Raw genomic sequence first — 17,083 nt, 5'->3', positions numbered from 1 at the left:
GGGTGAGGGTGTTATTACTTCGGCATCGCTTCTTTAGGAATGATCGCGCCGCGATACTGAATCACGGTGCTCGCAGTCAAATGCCCGCGTTTCGCCGCTTCTTCTGCACTGCCGCCCGTCAAACGTACCGCCAGATAACCCGCGCTGAAAGAATCACCCGCCGCAGTGGTATCAATGACTTTTTCTTTCGGTAATTTAACCGCTGGCACTTCTAAGGTTGATTCGCCCTGAATCGCCACCAGGCAAGAATCCGCGCCACGTTTAATAACCACTTCACGCACGCCAGCCGCTTGAGTACGGTGAATGACTTCTTCAACCGGCTTCTCGCCCCACAGCAAATCTTCGTCATCCAGCGTCAGGAAGGCGATGTCGGTGCAGGCCAGCATCTGCTGATAAACCTGTTGCGTCTCTTCACGGCTCGCCCACAGGCGCGGACGGTAGTTGTTATCGAAGATAACTTTGCAGCCATTAGCGCGGCACTGAGTCAGCAGCGCCATCAGTTTTTCACGGCTTGCCGCGTTCAGAATCGCCAGGCTAATGCCGCTCAGATACAAGTAGTCGAACTGCGCCAGTTCGGAACAAATCGCCTGCGCCTGGTCGCTCTCCAGCCAGAAACGGGCTGCGGCTTCGTTGCGCCAGTAATAGAAAGTACGCTCGCCGGTTGAGTCGGTTTCGATGTAATACAGGCCCGGCAAACGGTGCTCCAGGCGCTGTGTCAGTTCGGTGTGAACATTTTCTTGCTGCCACGCGTCGAGCATTTGTTGGCTGAAGTTATCTTCACCCAGAGCCGTAACGTAATGGACTTCAAGATCGTCAGCATTAACCTGACGAGCGATATAAACGGAAGTGTTAAGGGTATCGCCACCAAAGCCGCGGCTAACTTCCGCACCTTTTTGCGACAGTTCAATCATACATTCACCGATGACGGCGATTTTGCGCGTTGGCATAGCAGTAGACCTGAATTAATGAAATTACCGCTAGTTTGATGGGCGGCTAAAAACGAGTCAAACAATTTAAAACGATGTTTCGGAAAACTTTGAGCTAAGGCAGTTTATGAGGGATGTGAAGCAACTCTCCTTCATTGCGGTTGTACTGAAAGCGAACATAAAGTTCTCATGCGCCACGCCGATAACTTGACGATGAGCCATCCGAGTTATCAAGGTAAACAGGACGTACATGATGAAGTTTAAGCAGATCACTCACCGGCTTAATACGCTTGAAGCGAGTGTCGAAAGTTTGCAGGAACGGCGGTTCTGGCTGCAATGCCAGCGGCAGTATACTTTCCAGCCGATCTATAAAATCGACGGTCATTTAATGGCGATAGAGCTGCTGACGGTGGTCACTCACCCGGACGAACCAGAAATTCGTATTCCACCGGATCGCTACTTCACGTCCATATCCAGCCGCTCACGCTTGATGGTTATCGAAGAGCAACTGAATCTGCTGGCCGAATGGGAATCTATTTTCCTCGGTTATGACATTCTGGCCTCGGTCAATGTGGATGGCCCGACGCTGCTGGCGATGAAGCTACATCAGCCCATTCTGGCGCTCATCAATAAAATGCCATGGGTGCGTTTTGAACTGGTTGAACACATCACCCAACCGCAAGCCGTGACGCTCGCCGGAATGCACGAGTTTGGCCCGCTCTGGCTTGATGATTTTGGTACAGGCGTTGCCAACTTCTCGGCACTCAGCGAAATGCGTTATGACTACATCAAAGTTGCCCGTGATTTGTTCATCATGCTGCGCACCAGCGACGAAGGCCGCAATTTATTCACCATGTTGCTGCAACTGATGAACCGCTACTGCAAAGGCGTCATTGTTGAAGGTGTGGAGACGGAGGCGGAATGGCGTGACGTACAAGAATCACCCGCATTTGCCGCGCAAGGCTATTTTCTTTCTCGCCCCATCCCCTTTGAACAGTTGGAAAATGTGCTAACTCGCCTCTCCTGATGCCGTTTTGGCCCCGCTCAACTATCTTTAGTTAAAGCGAGCCACATCAGGAAAGGGTGAAAGGCATGACTAAAACTGGAAAAATTGTTAGCGGTGTCGTCGGGGTTTTATTGTTGTTGGTTGTGGTGGCAATCATTGTGATTGCGACGTTTGACTGGAATCGGCTCAAACCGACCATCAACCAAAAAGTCTCGACAGAACTTAACCGCCCGTTCGCTATTCGTGGCGATTTAGGCGTGGTTTGGGAACGAAACAAAGAAGAAACGGGCTGGCGCAGTTGGGTGCCCTGGCCGCACGTTCACGCCGAAGATATTATTCTCGGCAACCCACCTGAAATCCCTGAAGTAACGATGGTTCACCTGCCGCGCGTTGACGCGACACTGGCCCCGCTCGCGTTACTCACCAAAACCGTCTATATCCCATGGATTAAGCTCGTGCAGCCCGATGCGCGAATTATTCGCCTTTCAGAAAAGAACAATAACTGGACGTTTAATTTAGCCTCAGACGGAAATAAAGATCCCAACCAGCCGCCGTCGGCCTGGTCATTCAAAGTGGACAATATTCTGTTCGACAAAGGCCGCATCGCGGTTAACGACAAAGTCACGAAAGCGGATATTGAAATCCTTGTCGACCCGCTGGGCAAACCCTTGCCGTTTAGCGAAATTGATGGCAAGAAACCCACGGGCAAAGATGCGGCAAAAGCCGCAGATTATGTATTTGGCCTGAAAATGAAAGGCCGTTATAACGGCGCGCCGCTCGAAGGCAGCGGCAAAATTGGCGGAATGTTAGCGCTGCGCAGCGAAGGCGAAACCGCCTTCCCGGTGCAGGCAGATGTGCATTCCGGCAATTCCCGTGTGGCATTCATTGGCACCATAAACGATCCGATGAAAATGGGTGGCGTCGATTTACAGCTTAAATTTTCCGGCGATTCACTGGGCAATCTTTATGATTTAACCGGCGTGCTGTTGCCGGACACGCCGCCGTTTGAAACGGATGGACACCTGCTGGCAAAAATCGACACCGAAAAAGGCTCGGTATTCCGCTACCAGAACTTTAACGGGCGCATTGGCGACAGCGACATTCACGGCTCGCTCACCTATTCGCAAGGCAAACCGCGCCCGAAACTGGAAGGCGATCTCGAGTCTAAACAGCTTCGTCTGGCGGATTTAGGCCCGCTAATTGGCGTGGACTCGGGCAAAGGCGCGCAACAGAGCAAACAGTCTGAGCAGGCTAAGGGCGAGAAAACGAATCAGCCCGCCGACAAAGTTTTGCCGTATGACCGCTTTGAAACCGATAAATGGGACGTGATGGATGCCGACGTGCGCTTTAAAGGCGGACGTATCGAACACAGCGGCACGCTGCCACTGAGTAATTTATCCACACATGTGATTTTGAAAAATGCTGACCTGCGGCTCCAGCCGCTGAAATTCGGTATGGCGAACGGCACCATCAGCGCCAATATCCATCTCGAAGGTGACAAAAAGCCGATGCAGGGGCGAGCGGATATTCAGGCGCGGCGTTTGCAGCTCAAGCAACTGATGCCAAAAGTGGAGTCGATGCAGAAAACGCTCGGTGAGCTAAACGGCGATACGGAGTTGCGCGGGCGCGGAAACTCCATTGCCGAACTTTTGGGCAGCAGCGATGGCAACCTGAAACTGCTGATGAACGACGGGCTAATCAGCCGCAACCTGATGGAAATCGTCGGTTTAAACGTCGGGAATTACATCGTCGGGCAAATCTTTGGTGATGACGAAGTGCGGATTAACTGTGCGGCGGCAAACCTTGATTTACGCAATGGCGTGGCGACTCCGCGTATCTTTGCCTTTGATACTGAAAATTCGCTGATTAACGTTACCGGGACGACGAACTTTAAAAGTGAGCGGCTCGATTTAACCATCGATCCAGAGAGCAAGGGGATTCGTATCATTACGCTGCGATCGCCGCTGTATGTGCGCGGTACGTTCAAGAACCCGGATGCCGGTGTGAAAGCCGGGCCGTTGATTGCGCGCGGTGCGGTTGCGGCAGCTCTGGCGACGCTTGTCACGCCAGCCGCCGCACTGTTGGCGCTAATCTCACCTTCCGAGGGCAGCGACAATCAGTGCAGCCGTATTTTGGGGCAGATGAAGAAGTAACACCCTCACCCTAATCCTCTCCCTGAGGGAGAGGGCCGGGGTGAGGGGAAATAAACTACAGCGACAAATGACGCGTCTCTTTCGACACTAACAGCGCAACCAGCGTAATCGCTGACATCGCCGCCAGATACAAACCGACATAGAACAGGCCGTAATTCGCCTGCAACCAGGTGGCGATATACGGTGCCACCGACGCGCCCAGAATCGAGGCCACGTTATAGGAGAACGACGCCCCGGTATAACGCACTTCGGTTGGGAACAGCTCTGGCAGCAATGCCCCCATCGGGCCGAACGTTAAGCCCATCAGGCTCAGACCAATCAGCAGGAATGCCATCACCAGAGTTGGATTACCAGAGCCTAACAGCGGCTGGAACACGGCCAGAGCAAAGACAATCATCAGGCTGGTGATCACAATCATGCATTTACGGCGGCCAAACTTATCCGCCAGATAACCGGCAATAGGCACCATCACACCAAACCCGATCACCGCCATCATCAGCATCCACAGCACATCGTTGCGCGAGAAACCGAGGCCAACTGGTACAGCGGCGGTGCTGAACGTCATGGAGTAAACGGTCATGATGTAGAACAGTGTGTACGTCGCCAGCATGATAAATGTGCCGATAATCGTCGCTTTCAGGTGTTTAGTCAGCAGCGTACCCATCGGCACTTTCACCTGTTTACCGGCTTTGGCAATTTTGGCGAAAACCGGGGTTTCATGCAGCGAAACACGCACATACAGGCCGATAATCACCAGCACTGCCGAGAGAATAAACGGTACGCGCCAGCCCCAACTCATGAACTGTTCGTCGGTCAGCAACCAGGAAAGCAGCAGGAAGGTACCGTTGGCAAAGAAGAAACCGATGGGTGCGCCCAACTGTGGGAACGAACCATACAGCGCACGTTTGCGCGGTGGTGCGTTCTCGGTTGCCAGCAATGCCGCGCCACCCCATTCACCGCCCAGACCCAAACCTTGTCCGAAGCGAGCTAATGCCAGCAGCATGGGAGCCAGAACGCCAATACTTTCGTAGCTCGGCAGCAGGCCGATAACGACGGTGGAAACACCCATCGTCAGAAGTGATGCCACCAGTGTCACTTTGCGGCCTACGCGGTCGCCAAAGTGGCCAAATAGCGCGGAGCCAATCGGGCGAGCCACAAAGGCAATGGCGAAGGTAGCCAGCGACTGTAGCGTGGCTGCTGTCGGGTCGCCCTGCGGGAAGAAGATATGCGGGAAAACGATAACCGCCGCAGTGGCATAAATATAGAAATCGAAGAATTCGATGGCGGTGCCGACGAGCGAGGCAACGACGACTTTTCCGCGGGAGTTGACAGGCGTTGCGTCTGTTTCGGTATTGATTGAATTTGCGATGGTGGCTTGCATAGATTTTTCTTATTTATAGCGAACGAAGGGCCATATTACGCACAGCAAATAGTGCATTTCAACGCACGCTTGTTCACCGCGCTGTGCGATTAACGAGCAATAAGAGGATAATTTTTAGTCCAGAAGAGAAGTGTCTATGTCGTGCTTCACATAAATAAAAATTCAGTGAATAAAACTGCTTCTAGGTTAAATAAAAGTTACAGGCTGGATTTATGTGCTGGGCCGTTGCTTTCTCCTTCTCCTGGGGGAGAAGGTTGGGATGAGGGCGAGCCATTGAAACATACCACCCTCACCCCAGCCCTCTCCCTGAGGGAGAGGGGGATCAACTATGTGTTTTACCCGGCATTCTCGGGTCATCTTTGTATTGTGCGGTGGCTATCCACGCGGCACAAAACAGCGTCAGACGGGCGAAGAAGTAGAAGAACGCCATCAAACCTAAAACGGAACCAAATGCAGCACCAGATGGTGAACTGACCAGTTTTGGCAGGCTGTAAGTCATGATGATTTTGATAACCTCAAAACCAATTGCCGCAATCAATGTGCCACGAATCAATGCTTTCTTGCGTGGGCGGTGGCGCGGAAGACGCCAGAAAATCCAGAAGAACAGCAGGTAGTTAGCAAAAATAGAGATCGCTAACCCGACTAAATGCCAAACCGGTTTTAACCATTCGATACCATCCAGACGCAAAAGAGTTATCAGGAATGCCTGGGCTGAACCGGCAACCGACGTGATAGAAAGCGTCACAATCAGCGCGACCAACAAACCAATTAGCGACACTAAATCACGCAGATACTTTACCCAAAATTTCTCCTGATCATGCGGGTTCCTTTCCCACTTTTCCCGCGACTGAGCACGCACAGCTTCACGCAAATTGCCCATCCAGTTAATGCCGGAATAGAGCGCAATCAGCAGGCCGACCAGGCCAACGGTTGTACGCTGTTGCACCGCAGTATTGATGGTGTTCTTCAGCGTGGCGGCAAGTGTTGGCTCGCTAACGTTGGTGAGGATTTTTTCGAAAATCTCTTCGAGCAGTGTGGGGTGTGAGGCGAGGATATAACCGGCGGCGGCGAACGCTACCATCAGAATCGGAATCAGAGACAGGAATGAAAAATAGGTGATGGCTGCGCCAAACTGATTGCCCATGCGGTCATTAAACCGCTCGGTGGCACGTAAAAGATGCGCGACCATCGGGCGTTTCGCGGCTTTATTGACACCGGCAATCGTATGATTAACCGTCTCATTTTTTGTCTTGATATTGACCAATGGCTCCGATTCATCGGGTTTCTCAGGCGCGGTAGGTTCGGGTTTAGGTTGCGTCTGAAATTTGGCGACAGGCTCATAATCGAGCGATTCAGTTGGGCGTTTCTCGCTATTATCCGATGTAGTCATCAGGTTATTTTTTCCTTTAGATAAAACAAGCTCTTCACGAAATTATAGCCTGGTGCTAATCGACATACCCTTTAACCAATCCCGTCAGCCACTCCATAAACAAATGAACGCGACGCGAAAGGTTACGACGATGCGGATAAAGCAGCGAAACAGGCATCGGTTCGGCGCGATATTGCGGCAGGATCTCCACCAGTTTTTTACTCTTAAGCAGGTCTTTTACACCGATGCGTGGCACCTGAATAATCCCCAGCCCGGCCAGGCACGCAGCCTGATATGTCTCCGTGCTGTTCACCGTTATCACGCCACCCGTTTTTATCCAGCGGGTGTTTTTGTCCTGCCACACTTCAAACCCCTGCGGGCGGCTGCCGAGATTGAGCGCGTAATGCACGACGGCGTGCGAGGTTAAATCATCGAGGCTTTCCGGATAACCGAAACGCGCCAGATAATCCGGGCTGGCGCAGTTAATTAAGGTGAGTTTCCCGAGTGGCCGCGCCACCTGGCCTGAGTCTTTGAGCTGCCCGACGCGCACCACGCAGTCGAACCCTTCGCGCACCACATCAACCATGCGATCGCTGCTGCTGAGTTCAAGTTCAATGCCAGGGTATTGCTGCAAAAATGCCGGGAGCCTCGGGATAACGAGGTTTTTAGCCACGCCAACGGGCATATCCACGCGTAATCGGCCGCTGACACTTTTTGGATCCTGCAAAAAAAGCCCGTCCAGCTCGTCGAGATTCGCCAGCAAGTCACGACAGCGCTCGTAATACACCATGCCGTCTTGTGTCAGCTGCACTCGTCGCGTCGTTCGATGTAATAACCTTGTTCCTAGCATGCCTTCTAGCGCCTGAATTTGGCGCGATACGCTACCTTTAGGAAGGCCCAGAGTATCGGCGGCGCGGGAGAAACTCTCCAGTTCTGTCACTCTGATGAACAGTTGCATTGCGTGTATTTTATCCACTTTATTTCCACATTGTTGTTGTGAGTGAAACAGTGATGCGCAACCAGCACCCTTTATTGATCTTGTAGCAGCTAATAAGCTTCACCTCAATCACCTGACAGCCATCAAAGGGGCAAATCATGAGTCAAACAATCGCATTAGTGACCGGCGGCAGCCGTGGATTAGGTAAAAACGCAGCATTGAAACTGGCTGCGCGTGGCGTGAACATTATTCTGACTTACAACAGCAAGCAGCAAGAAGCGCGGGATGTGGTTCGTGAAATTGAGCTAATTGGCGTGAAAGCCGTGGCAATTCAATTGAATGTCGCCGAAAGCGCGGGTTTTGCTGCGTTTGCTCAGGAAGTGAAGCAACAACTGCACGACGTTTGGCAGCGTGATTCTTTTGATTATTTATTGAACAACGCAGGAACCGGCCTTGATGCGCTGTTTGAAAAAACAACAGAAGAACAATTTGATGATTTAATGAACATCCATTTGAAGGGGCCATTCTTCCTGACCCAGCACCTGTTGCCACTGATTAAAAACGGCGGGCGAATCCTCAACGTTTCTACCGGGCTGACACGTTTTGCGCTGCCGGGCAAAGCGGCTTATGCCGCGATGAAAGGCGCAATGGAAGTGCTGACTAAATACCAGGCCAAAGAGCTGGGAGCGCGTGGGATTTCGGTAAACATTATTGCGCCGGGTGCCATCGCGACTGATTTCGGCGGTGGTGTGGTGCGCGACAACGAACAGGTTGCCAATGCTATTGCGGCGCAAACTGCGCTGGGGCGCGTGGGGCAGCCGGATGATATCGGCAATGCCATTGCCGTACTTCTCAGCGATGAGAGCGGCTGGATGAACGCGCAGCGCATTGAAGTTTCTGGTGGCATGTTCTTATAAGGATATCCAGGTTTGATGCCGGATGACGCTGCGCTTATCCGGCCTACAAGACCGTCGTCGTAGGGTGGATAAGCGCCAGCGTCATCCACCGTGTTTTATTTAAATTCTTTGCGCAGCAAACCGAAAATCCAGTCGTCTTGCCAGGCATCGCCCAGAAAATAGTTTTCTCTTAGAATGCCTTCCTGCTTAAAGCCCACCTTTTCCAACGTCTTTTTAGAACCGATATTCCCGACGGTAACTGTCGCGGTCAGCCTGCGCATCCGGCACTTTTCGAACGCAAATTTGCTTACCGCATGAAGCGATTCAAATCCGTAGCCCTGCCCGTGAAACACGGGATCAAGAATAAAACCCACTTCCGCCATCTCGTCATCGCTACGCACAAAACCGGTGAAACCCATCGGCACGCCGCTGTGTTTATCGCGCATAACAAGGCAAAGCCAGTGGCGGCTGTGAATTTCCCAGCGCACCAGGCGAGCATTAAAAATTTGGCGAATCTCAGCTTCCTGTCGATTATCTGAAACATAACGCATGACGTCGGGGTCTTGCTGCAAGCGCAAGAATAATGGCCATTCTTGTTCGGTAATTTGCGTTAAATTGAGTCTGGAAGTCACGAGTGGAAACATGGTTTTTAGTCCACGATAAACAGCGTTGCGCCGATAGCCGTTGATGAACGATGTGGTTCGGCGTTATCCGCCACCTGATAACTCATGCCGGGTTTTAAGGTAAACAAGCGCCCATCTTCCAGCTCAGTCTGTAACTCTCCCGCCAGGCAAAATAAGACATGGCCTTTCTGGCACCAGTGATCCGCAAGATATCCGGCGGTGTACTCCACCATGCGTACCCGGATTTCCCCAAACTGTTGTGTGCGCCACAACGCTTTCCCGGTGATGCCCGGATGTTCGGTGGGGGTGAGTGTAGTCCAGTCGGTCGTATTAAAAGGCAGGTCAGTAATGCGCATGGTTTTCCTTATTATTTTTTGCAGGTGTCCTTTAATTGATATCAGCAAAAAAATAACGGCGCCATATTTACGCGCCGTTATTGAGAGTTATTTCCAGTGTGATATGTCATCCGTCGTCAGCCCAATATCTTTTAATTGTTCTTTGCTCAGCCCCTTTAAAGTGCGCTCTGTCTGGCGCAGTAACCTTCTTTGGCGGAAATATTGGTAAATCATCACAAAGCCATAAAATGGTTTGTGCGGACGGTTCTCTTCAAAGCCCATGGTGTTGCTCCTCATCGTGTCGATGGGAACAATCATGCGCCGCCATACAGATCGCAGGCAGACGCAAATATAACTTTTATTTAACATACAGACGCGCTAAAACAAGATCTGAGTGGGGGATTCTCCGCCATTCTGTACTGGTTTTTCCGTCTGTATGGTGAATTGAGAGGATACAGCATGACGCGCTACCAACATCTTGCCACTTTGCTGGCAGAACGCATCGAACAAGGGTTGTATCGCAGTGGAGAACGCCTGCCATCGGTGCGCAACCTGAGTAGCGAACACGGCGTCAGTATCAGCACTGTACAGCAGGCTTATCATATTCTTGAAGACCGCCAGCTTATTTCTCCGCAACCGCGCTCCGGCTATTTTGTTACGCCGCGCAAATCCTTACCGCCCGTGCCACCGCTGACTCGTCCTACGCAACGTCCGGTAGAAATTACGCAATGGGATGCGGTGCTTGAACAGCTCACCGGCAGGGAAGATGGCGGCAGCATCGCGTTTGGCAGTGGATTCCCGGACGTGACCCATTCAACGATTAAACCGTTGTGGCGTGAAATGGGCCGTATTGTGCAATATCAGGAAGCCGAAGTTTTGGGCTATGACTGTATTAACGGTAAGCGCGTGCTGCGCGAACAAATTGCACGTCTGATGCTCGATAGCGGTTGTGTCGTCACGCCGGATGACATTGTTGTCACCACCGGTTGCCATGAAGCCCTGTCGATTGCGATTCGTGCGGTGTGCGAGGCGGGAGATATTGTGGCGGTTGAGTCGCCTTGTTTCCACGGCACCATGCAAATGCTGCGTGCATTTGGCATTAAAGTGATTGAAATACCAACGGATTCTGAAACGGGGATTAGTGTTGAAGCGCTGGAGCTGGCGCTGGAACAGTGGCCAATCAAAGCGGTGATTTTGGTTCCTACGTGCAACAATCCTCTCGGGTTTATCATGCCCGATGCGCGTAAAAAAGCGGTGCTGAACCTGGCGCAACGCTTTGATATCGCCATCATTGAAGATGATGTTTATGGCGAGCTGGCGTATGAATATCCGCGCCCGATGACCATAAAATCGCTCGATGTCGATGGGCGCGTGTTGCTGTGCAGTTCATTTTCCAAAACGTTAGCGCCGGGTTTGCGGGTGGGCTGGATTGTGCCGGGGCGCTATTTTGACCGCGCGATGCATATGAAATATATCGTGACCGGCAGCACCACGACCTTTACGCAAATGGCGGTCGCTGAATTTGTGCGTAACGGCCATTACCATCGCCATCTGCGGCGTATGCGCCAACACTATCAACGTAATCTCGACATTTTCACCTGCTGGGTGCGCCACTATTTCCCGTGCGGTATTTGTGTTTCTCGTCCGCAAGGCGGTTTCCTGATGTGGATAGAGCTACCGGAACACATTGATATCGTGCCGATTATTGAAACACTTCGTGAGCACAATATTCGGATTGCGGTGGGGTCACTGCTTTCCGCTTCCGGGAAATATCGCAACTGTATGCGCCTGAACTACGCGTTGCCATTCAATGATGCGACCGAAACCGCGCTGCGAAAATTGGGCGAGGTGATCAGCGATATTTTTGAAAATGATTAATTTCCCTGGTCTTTTATCGCCATTGCTTCCACTCCGGCTACGCTAACATTCTGTGCAATGGCGTCGTGACTCGCGCCTTATTCAAAAAGGAAAATCATGACCAGCGCTGCACAGTTGCTGATGCGGGAAAAGTTCGAGACTTGCCTGAGTGTGATTCGCCAGGCGTCATTGCAAATCCTGCCACTTCTTACAATCAAAGCTGCCGAAGGGAAAGATCCCCAATGGTTTTTTCAACAGCTCGAACAAGCCAGACAGGTGCTTGGAAGCTGGATGGCGGTGGCAAAACGCTTAAATCTTAATGACGCCGAAATCTCGCATTTCACGCTGTTGCTGCGCCATTTGCAGCAGTTGGTGCCGGAGTATGAAAGCGGCCAGGAAGTCAGTCACAATCAGCTCATCGCGGCGTTACGTTTTGTCAGTTATCTCGAGCATGTACGGGCAAAGCAGCCGCTGCTCGGGTATTTGAGTGAAATTGAAAGTAATGACGACGCCCGGCAGCAGAAAGCGGCACGCCAGATGTGCGCGCTGGAGTTGATGCTCAAAGGCCTGGTCAATCAAAGCTACCCGAGCCAGGCGAATCTGGTGCATAAACTCAAATCGCAATTTGGCGCAGATTGCGTGCGCCGTTGGCTGAAGAATGGCGATCGGGGCGATATTGTCAGCGGAATGCGTTTTAGTGAGTTGGCATTAATGGTGGTTGATAAAAAAGAGTACGCCAACCATTACGCCGGATTGTTTCAGGACTCCACACACCTGAGTTTGCTCATTGATCCACGCAAAACGCTGCAAACTTTTCTCGATGATGTACGCGAAATTCGCAACGATCTGGTGGCGCAAAAGACATTAACCTCGGTACAGCTCGCTTTGCTTGAGAGTTATCACCAGGAAAGCACGGCGGCTATTCAGCGGGCGTTTGATGAAGGGCGAGCGAAAGTGAACCCGGCGGCGTTGCTGGCGGTAGAGGATGCCGCATTGCAGGATTATCTCGCCCTGGCGCGCAAAAAATATCAGGCCATGGGCCGCGATAGCGAAGAAGTGCGTGATGCCATCGAACGCCCCGACTCACACAAAGCCAAAAGCAAACAGGACACTGGCGAAACCTTGCGCATGGTTCTGTGGTGCGTGGCCGGTGTTACGGCCCTTAGCGCGGCTATTTTCGGTATGTATTATCTGAGTGATGTCACCAATAAGCCTGCCGAGGCGAAAAGCACTCCGGCGAAAATCACAGCACTTGATTCGCTTCCGGAAACGGAAAGCGCGCGTGAGAAGCTGGCGAATATTGGCATCACCTGGGAAGAGGGGAATTTGCGCTCGGCCATTGAGCGCGGAGATGCCACCGTGGTGCGCCTGTTTATGTTAGGTGGCATGAACTGGAAAGTGTATTTCACCGAATCTGCGCTGGCGGGAGATTACCGCGACGCGCTTAATATTTTGCTGCAATACCGCTCGCAGATGGACGAGGAACGCCCGTGTCGGCGCATGGTGAGAACCCTTAGCCAGGCGATGAACGACGGGCAAAATCTGACTTCACTGCGCAAACAATTCCTGCAAACTTTTTGTACTTCACCTGGAACTGTCAAGCGGCAGAAAGAGGATCTGGACAGAGCGAAACTGCGACTGAATGCGCAACAACAGCGTAAAGACGAGCAGGGCATTGCCGAGGAAAAACGTGCAGTTGATATTCAGCAGGCCATTTATAACGCGATGCGGTGAGTGAAAATGGCGGATGGCGCTAACGCTTATCCGCCCTACAACGACTTACAAAGCCCTTATCCTGATTACCACCAGGCTTCCCACATCGCGCCGACGTTGAACGAATCAAGCTGGGTATTTGGCTCGCCCGCGATACGCGTGGTGTGGTTGTTATCCACCTGACCGCCAGTGACATAGAAACGCAGCATTGGTCGGAACTCTGGTCCCATCGCGATGGAAATGTTCTGTGAGAGGGTCAGTTTCCAGCCTTTGTTATCACCGTCGTTTTCGTAATCTACGCGCTGATAACCCGCTTCAAGCCAGGTGGAATGTATGTCGTTCCAGAAATACATCGGACGAACAATAGCGCCATAGTTGCGGCGGTTATCCTGGGTCAGATCATCATTGTCGTAATCGTGGAAGGCGAGCAGATATTCAATCTGCGCTTGTTGAGTGAACTTATAGTTCCCCTCGAAGCTGGCATAAACGGTGTGCAGGCCATTGGTTTTGTTATAAACGCTGTTGTCTGAATGGTCAGAATAACGGGTGATAATTTTGTTCACCCCATTGTCGCCGGTGTGGCTTAACACCACGGCGGCCTGCCAGGCTTTGGAGCGTTCGTCGCTGTCGATGGCTTTGGAATCAAAACCATAGTTGGCGTACAGCTCGAAATCAATTGGGCCAAATTTGATGCCGTGCAGTTTTGATGTCGCCGCGTAGTTGCCTTTATCACCGGTGCCGGAACCGCCAGTACACGAGATGCGCGACGGGTTATCACCGTCTTCAATCATTTCAGGGTCACACTGATCGACGGCGGCAACCGCCGCGATATCCAGTTGTGCAAAGCCGAGATCGAGGCTCTTCACCCCCGCACCTTGCCCATCGTGGTTCATCCAGAAGTAGTCGTTGATGCCTTGTTGTGGACGCTGATGGAAGTCACGACCCGCCCAGAAATAAGCATTTGGCTGTGCTTCAAAAAGATTAGTGACGCCCGCATAGGCTTTTTTCAGGTTAACTTCATCGCCCCAGTGGTCAATCATCACGCCAATATCCCAGATGGCCCCGTTATCGGCTTTAATGATTTTGGTGAGCTGAAATTCGCCGCCGTTGCCTTCGTTACCTAAACGACCAATTGCGGAGGAGCCGTTATAGGAACCATCAACGCCAATGTATTTTTGATCTCCCGCCTGGAAATGCGCCCCGTAGCGGGCATAACCGGTGAATTTAAGCCCCAACGGAACAGACATATCTGGCGTGGTGGGAACCTGAGGCGTAACCAGGGTATCGGTTCTATTAAGTCGTGCGGCTTCTATTTTCGCATCGCGGTCGGCCAGGGCTTTATCCACCGCTTTCGCCACGATTTGATCAATTTGTTCTTGAGTCATTGGTTCTTGTGCGAGTACAGAAATTGGGCAAAGCGCGGCGATAACCGCCATTGTTAATGGAAGCTGTTTAATTAATTTCATTATAATCTCAATTTAGTAATTTATTTTTTCAGACAATAAATATCCTGTTCAGGGTTAATAGAGAAAGCTCTATTACCCAAACATATTTATCTTTATTTATACTTTCATCGGATTGGACTTAATTAAAATTATTTACGTAATGATCTCTCCCTGCCAGAGGTAATATTATTGTTTTTTACGTAATACTTAGCGCTGATATAAATGAATGATTTCGTTTGAAAGCTCGCGCGCTAACATTGATGTCATCAGGTGATCCTGAGCATGCACCATAATTAGCGTCATAGGCTGTTTGGCTTCGCCTGCATCTTGCTCAATCAATTTGGTTTGCATTTTATGAGCTTCGCGCGCGTAACCATCGGCTTCCAGTAATAACAGTTTGGCTTCTTCGATATTTCCTTGTCGTGCAGAATGCAGCGCTTCAAAACACAAACTGCGCGACTGCCCGGCATTCATAATTATTTCCATTACGGCTTCTTCTAATTCAATCATCATTAATTCCAGAGTTATTAGACGGCGGTTATTAATTGCTGATAGCCGTTTCTGTCAGAGGTGAACGTGCTTCATTTTCTGCTGCAGTTTTCTGCAATGAACGCTCGTAAGCGCGCAGGAATGGCAGATAAATTATGGTAGAAACGACCATGCAAATCACACACATCACGACCGGACTAAAGGCCCAGTTTGTCGCCCACGATGCGCCAATCGGTGCCGGAGTTGTCCATGGAGTCAGGGAGACGACTTGTGCCAGCCAGCCCAGTTTAGTTGCGGTGTAAGCCAACACGGCGTTGACCATTGGGACGCAAATAAACGGAATAAACAGCAATGGGTTCATGATAATTGGCGCACCGAAAAGAATCGGTTCGTTGATATTAAAGAAGCTTGGAACGATGCCCATTTTCCCGATGGTACGCAGGTGCGTCACTTTGCTGCGCAGCAATAAGAAGGCGAGTGGCAATGTGGAACCGACGCCGCCAATGAGCAGATAGTGATCCCAGAAACCTTGCAGATAAATATGTGGCAATGCGGTTCCCGCAGCCAGCGCGGCCTGGTTTGCTGCCAGGTTTGTCATCCAGAACGGGTTCATGATGCCGGTGACAATCAGCGAGCCGTGGATACCAGAGAACCAAAAAATCTGGCACAGCAACACGGACAATAAAATGGCGGGTAAGGAATCGGATGCGGAAACCAGCGGTGCCAGCAGGTGCATAATCGCTTGCGGCATAATCATGCCGGTTTGCGCTTCGATGAATAAGTTCAGCGGATGCAGCGTGCCGATAATGACGACTACCGGAATCAAAATTTCAAACGAACGTGCAACGCCAGTTGGCACTTCTTTTGGCAGGCGAATGGTGATTTTGTTTTCTTTAAGCCAGGCATAAATACGCGTGGAGTAAATCGACGTAATCAGCGCGGTGAAAATGCCCTGGCCTGAAAGATATTGAGTCGAAATTTTGCCGTCGGCATACGGTGCTGCAACCAGCAAAAATGCCATAAAGGCCAGCAGGCCGGACATCACCGGGTCGAGATTAAACTGTCGCCCGAGACTTGCGCCAATGCCCACTGAGATGAAAAACGTCATCACGCCCATGCTCAGGTTAAACGGCAGCATCAGCTGTTCACGGTAAGTCTGAGAGAAATCCAGCCATGCACGAGCAAAACCGATAGTGGTATCAGCGGAGAATGGCGGGAATATAAACACCAGCATAAAAGAGCCAATAATCATGAACGGCAGGGCTGCGGTGAACCCATCACGAATCGCGATCACGTACTTTTGTTGCCCCAGACGACCCGCCAACGGAGTGATGGATTGCTCAATCACCGTCACCATGGATTGATATAGCGAACTCATATGAATAACCCTTTTAGTGAGCCGCTTCGATAAGCGACAGAGCATAATCCAGCACTTTATCGCCACGCTGCATGCCGTAATCCATCATGTCGATGGCCTGAACCGGAATACCGTGAGAGGCGGTTTTTTCTGAAAGCGTACTTAACATATATTTTACCTGTGGCCCGAGCAGCACCACTTGATAACGCGGGAACTGCACATCAAACTCAGCCACGCCGTAAGCCTCTATTTCTACAGGCATTCCTCGTTCTTCAGCCACTGTCAGCATCTTTTTAACCAGCAGGCTGGTGGACATTCCGGCGGAACAACACAACATAATCTTGACCATTAACACTCATCCTCAAAATGTAAATAAAGTATTGCGGAAATGATTTGATACTTTATGGAAACCGTTTTCCATCCGCAGCAAACAGATCTGTGACACCCATCAAGATCCCGTCTTTATCGGCATTACTTATTGGATCGTCATCACAAAATTGTTTGGTGAATGTATCGTTTGGACATCATGTGGAAAATCGGTTTCCATCAAAAATGGAAACGACTATACTGAAATTGGCTACCATCTGAGCCGAAGT

16 protein-coding genes are annotated in these 17,083 nt (G+C 51.1%); 5 read left to right on the top strand and 11 right to left on the bottom strand.

Going from position 1 to position 17,083, the window contains the following annotated elements:
- Nucleotides 1-14: 14 nt before the first annotated feature.
- A complete protein-coding gene (gene kdgK, locus GBAG_RS20030; RefSeq protein ID WP_034499612.1) occupies nucleotides 15-947 on the bottom strand; it encodes a 2-dehydro-3-deoxygluconokinase in 933 nt (310 codons plus the stop codon).
- 232 nt (nucleotides 948-1,179) lie between these two features.
- Between kdgK and pdeH the strand changes: the two genes are divergently transcribed.
- Both pdeH and GBAG_RS20020 read left to right on the top strand, forming a co-directional pair.
- Complete coding sequence (gene pdeH, locus GBAG_RS20025) at nucleotides 1,180-1,953, top strand: cyclic-guanylate-specific phosphodiesterase (protein WP_034499611.1); 774 nt, start codon at nucleotides 1,180-1,182, stop codon at nucleotides 1,951-1,953.
- A 65-nt stretch (nucleotides 1,954-2,018) separates the two neighbouring features.
- The gene (locus GBAG_RS20020; RefSeq protein WP_034499609.1) at nucleotides 2,019-4,085 is read left to right on the top strand and encodes an AsmA family protein; all 2,067 of its coding nucleotides are present in this window, start codon (nucleotides 2,019-2,021) and stop codon (nucleotides 4,083-4,085) included.
- 55 nt (nucleotides 4,086-4,140) lie between these two features.
- Here the strand turns inward: GBAG_RS20020 and GBAG_RS20015 are convergent, their stop codons facing one another.
- From GBAG_RS20015 to GBAG_RS20005, 3 genes are all read right to left on the bottom strand, one after another.
- Nucleotides 4,141-5,466: an MFS transporter gene (locus tag GBAG_RS20015; RefSeq protein WP_034499607.1), complete on the bottom strand. Its 1,326-nt coding sequence runs from the start codon at nucleotides 5,464-5,466 to the stop codon at nucleotides 4,141-4,143.
- Nucleotides 5,467-5,788: 322 nt separating this feature from the next.
- Nucleotides 5,789-6,856 (bottom strand): inner membrane protein YhjD, encoded by a 1,068-nt coding sequence (gene yhjD / locus GBAG_RS20010; protein ID WP_034499605.1) that lies wholly within the window; start codon nucleotides 6,854-6,856, stop codon nucleotides 5,789-5,791.
- A 55-nt stretch (nucleotides 6,857-6,911) separates the two neighbouring features.
- Complete coding sequence (locus GBAG_RS20005; RefSeq protein ID WP_034499603.1) at nucleotides 6,912-7,811, bottom strand: LysR family transcriptional regulator; 900 nt, start codon at nucleotides 7,809-7,811, stop codon at nucleotides 6,912-6,914.
- 119 nt (nucleotides 7,812-7,930) lie between these two features.
- Here GBAG_RS20005 and GBAG_RS20000 point away from each other — a divergent pair, with 119 nt between their 5' ends.
- A complete protein-coding gene (locus GBAG_RS20000) occupies nucleotides 7,931-8,689 on the top strand; it encodes an SDR family NAD(P)-dependent oxidoreductase (RefSeq protein ID WP_034499600.1) in 759 nt (252 codons plus the stop codon).
- A 95-nt stretch (nucleotides 8,690-8,784) separates the two neighbouring features.
- Here the strand turns inward: GBAG_RS20000 and GBAG_RS19995 are convergent, their stop codons facing one another.
- The 3 genes from GBAG_RS19995 to GBAG_RS22415 all read right to left on the bottom strand — a co-directional run bounded on the left by GBAG_RS19995 (nucleotide 8,785) and on the right by GBAG_RS22415 (nucleotide 9,908).
- The gene (locus GBAG_RS19995; RefSeq protein ID WP_034499598.1) at nucleotides 8,785-9,312 is read right to left on the bottom strand and encodes a GNAT family N-acetyltransferase; all 528 of its coding nucleotides are present in this window, start codon (nucleotides 9,310-9,312) and stop codon (nucleotides 8,785-8,787) included.
- Nucleotides 9,313-9,317: 5 nt separating this feature from the next.
- Nucleotides 9,318-9,647, bottom strand: a complete 330-nt coding sequence (locus tag GBAG_RS19990; protein WP_034499596.1) for a DHCW motif cupin fold protein — start codon at nucleotides 9,645-9,647, stop codon at nucleotides 9,318-9,320.
- 87 nt (nucleotides 9,648-9,734) lie between these two features.
- A complete protein-coding gene (locus tag GBAG_RS22415; protein WP_072011222.1) occupies nucleotides 9,735-9,908 on the bottom strand; it encodes a DUF1127 domain-containing protein in 174 nt (57 codons plus the stop codon).
- A gap of 177 nt (nucleotides 9,909-10,085) precedes the next feature.
- Between GBAG_RS22415 and GBAG_RS19985 the strand changes: the two genes are divergently transcribed.
- Together GBAG_RS19985 and GBAG_RS19980 are read left to right on the top strand one after the other, a co-directional pair.
- Nucleotides 10,086-11,504, top strand: coding sequence for an aminotransferase-like domain-containing protein (locus GBAG_RS19985; RefSeq protein WP_034499595.1), 1,419 nt, complete (start codon nucleotides 10,086-10,088; stop codon nucleotides 11,502-11,504).
- A gap of 96 nt (nucleotides 11,505-11,600) precedes the next feature.
- Entirely contained in the window at nucleotides 11,601-13,217 is a 1,617-nt protein-coding gene (locus GBAG_RS19980; RefSeq protein ID WP_034499593.1) for an STY4199 family HEPN domain-containing protein, read from the top strand.
- Nucleotides 13,218-13,282: 65 nt separating this feature from the next.
- On the opposite strand, the gene GBAG_RS19975 is transcribed toward GBAG_RS19980, so the two are convergent.
- The 4 genes from GBAG_RS19975 to GBAG_RS19960 all read right to left on the bottom strand — a co-directional run bounded on the left by GBAG_RS19975 (nucleotide 13,283) and on the right by GBAG_RS19960 (nucleotide 16,836).
- Nucleotides 13,283-14,662, bottom strand: coding sequence for a carbohydrate porin (locus tag GBAG_RS19975; protein ID WP_034499592.1), 1,380 nt, complete (start codon nucleotides 14,660-14,662; stop codon nucleotides 13,283-13,285).
- A 186-nt stretch (nucleotides 14,663-14,848) separates the two neighbouring features.
- Nucleotides 14,849-15,151 carry a PTS lactose/cellobiose transporter subunit IIA gene (locus GBAG_RS19970; RefSeq protein ID WP_147295614.1) on the bottom strand — a complete coding sequence of 101 codons (303 nt, stop codon included), beginning with the start codon at nucleotides 15,149-15,151 and terminating at the stop codon, nucleotides 14,849-14,851.
- A gap of 31 nt (nucleotides 15,152-15,182) precedes the next feature.
- Nucleotides 15,183-16,508 (bottom strand): PTS sugar transporter subunit IIC, encoded by a 1,326-nt coding sequence (locus GBAG_RS19965; protein WP_034499588.1) that lies wholly within the window; start codon nucleotides 16,506-16,508, stop codon nucleotides 15,183-15,185.
- 13 nt (nucleotides 16,509-16,521) lie between these two features.
- A complete protein-coding gene (locus GBAG_RS19960; protein ID WP_034499586.1) occupies nucleotides 16,522-16,836 on the bottom strand; it encodes a PTS sugar transporter subunit IIB in 315 nt (104 codons plus the stop codon).
- Between the last annotated feature and the right edge of the window lie 247 nt (nucleotides 16,837-17,083).

Origin of the sequence: Buttiauxella agrestis ATCC 33320 (genome assembly GCF_000735355.1) — a bacterium.
Lineage (GTDB): Bacteria > Pseudomonadota > Gammaproteobacteria > Enterobacterales > Enterobacteriaceae > Buttiauxella > Buttiauxella agrestis.
Note: the sequence above shows the minus strand (reverse complement) of the source record. Positions and strands in the feature narration are given on the sequence as shown.

Excerpts from the sequence above, each read along its gene's own strand:
- yhjD (WP_034499605.1), bottom strand. The coding sequence starts at position 6,856 with ATGACTACATCGGATAATAGCGAGAAACGCCCAACTGAATCGCTCGAT.
- GBAG_RS19990 (WP_034499596.1), bottom strand. The coding sequence starts at position 9,647 with ATGCGCATTACTGACCTGCCTTTTAATACGACCGACTGGACTACACTC.
- GBAG_RS22415 (WP_072011222.1), bottom strand. The coding sequence starts at position 9,908 with ATGGGCTTTGAAGAGAACCGTCCGCACAAACCATTTTATGGCTTTGTG.
- GBAG_RS20015 (WP_034499607.1), bottom strand. The coding sequence starts at position 5,466 with ATGCAAGCCACCATCGCAAATTCAATCAATACCGAAACAGACGCAACG.
- pdeH (WP_034499611.1), top strand. The coding sequence starts at position 1,180 with ATGAAGTTTAAGCAGATCACTCACCGGCTTAATACGCTTGAAGCGAGT.
- GBAG_RS20000 (WP_034499600.1), top strand. The coding sequence starts at position 7,931 with ATGAGTCAAACAATCGCATTAGTGACCGGCGGCAGCCGTGGATTAGGT.
- GBAG_RS19965 (WP_034499588.1), bottom strand. The coding sequence starts at position 16,508 with ATGAGTTCGCTATATCAATCCATGGTGACGGTGATTGAGCAATCCATC.
- GBAG_RS20020 (WP_034499609.1), top strand. The coding sequence starts at position 2,019 with ATGACTAAAACTGGAAAAATTGTTAGCGGTGTCGTCGGGGTTTTATTG.
- GBAG_RS19960 (WP_034499586.1), bottom strand. The coding sequence starts at position 16,836 with ATGGTCAAGATTATGTTGTGTTGTTCCGCCGGAATGTCCACCAGCCTG.
- GBAG_RS19980 (WP_034499593.1), top strand. The coding sequence starts at position 11,601 with ATGACCAGCGCTGCACAGTTGCTGATGCGGGAAAAGTTCGAGACTTGC.
- GBAG_RS19995 (WP_034499598.1), bottom strand. The coding sequence starts at position 9,312 with ATGTTTCCACTCGTGACTTCCAGACTCAATTTAACGCAAATTACCGAA.
- GBAG_RS19970 (WP_147295614.1), bottom strand. The coding sequence starts at position 15,151 with ATGATTGAATTAGAAGAAGCCGTAATGGAAATAATTATGAATGCCGGG.
- GBAG_RS19985 (WP_034499595.1), top strand. The coding sequence starts at position 10,086 with ATGACGCGCTACCAACATCTTGCCACTTTGCTGGCAGAACGCATCGAA.
- GBAG_RS19975 (WP_034499592.1), bottom strand. The coding sequence starts at position 14,662 with ATGAAATTAATTAAACAGCTTCCATTAACAATGGCGGTTATCGCCGCG.
- kdgK (WP_034499612.1), bottom strand. The coding sequence starts at position 947 with ATGCCAACGCGCAAAATCGCCGTCATCGGTGAATGTATGATTGAACTG.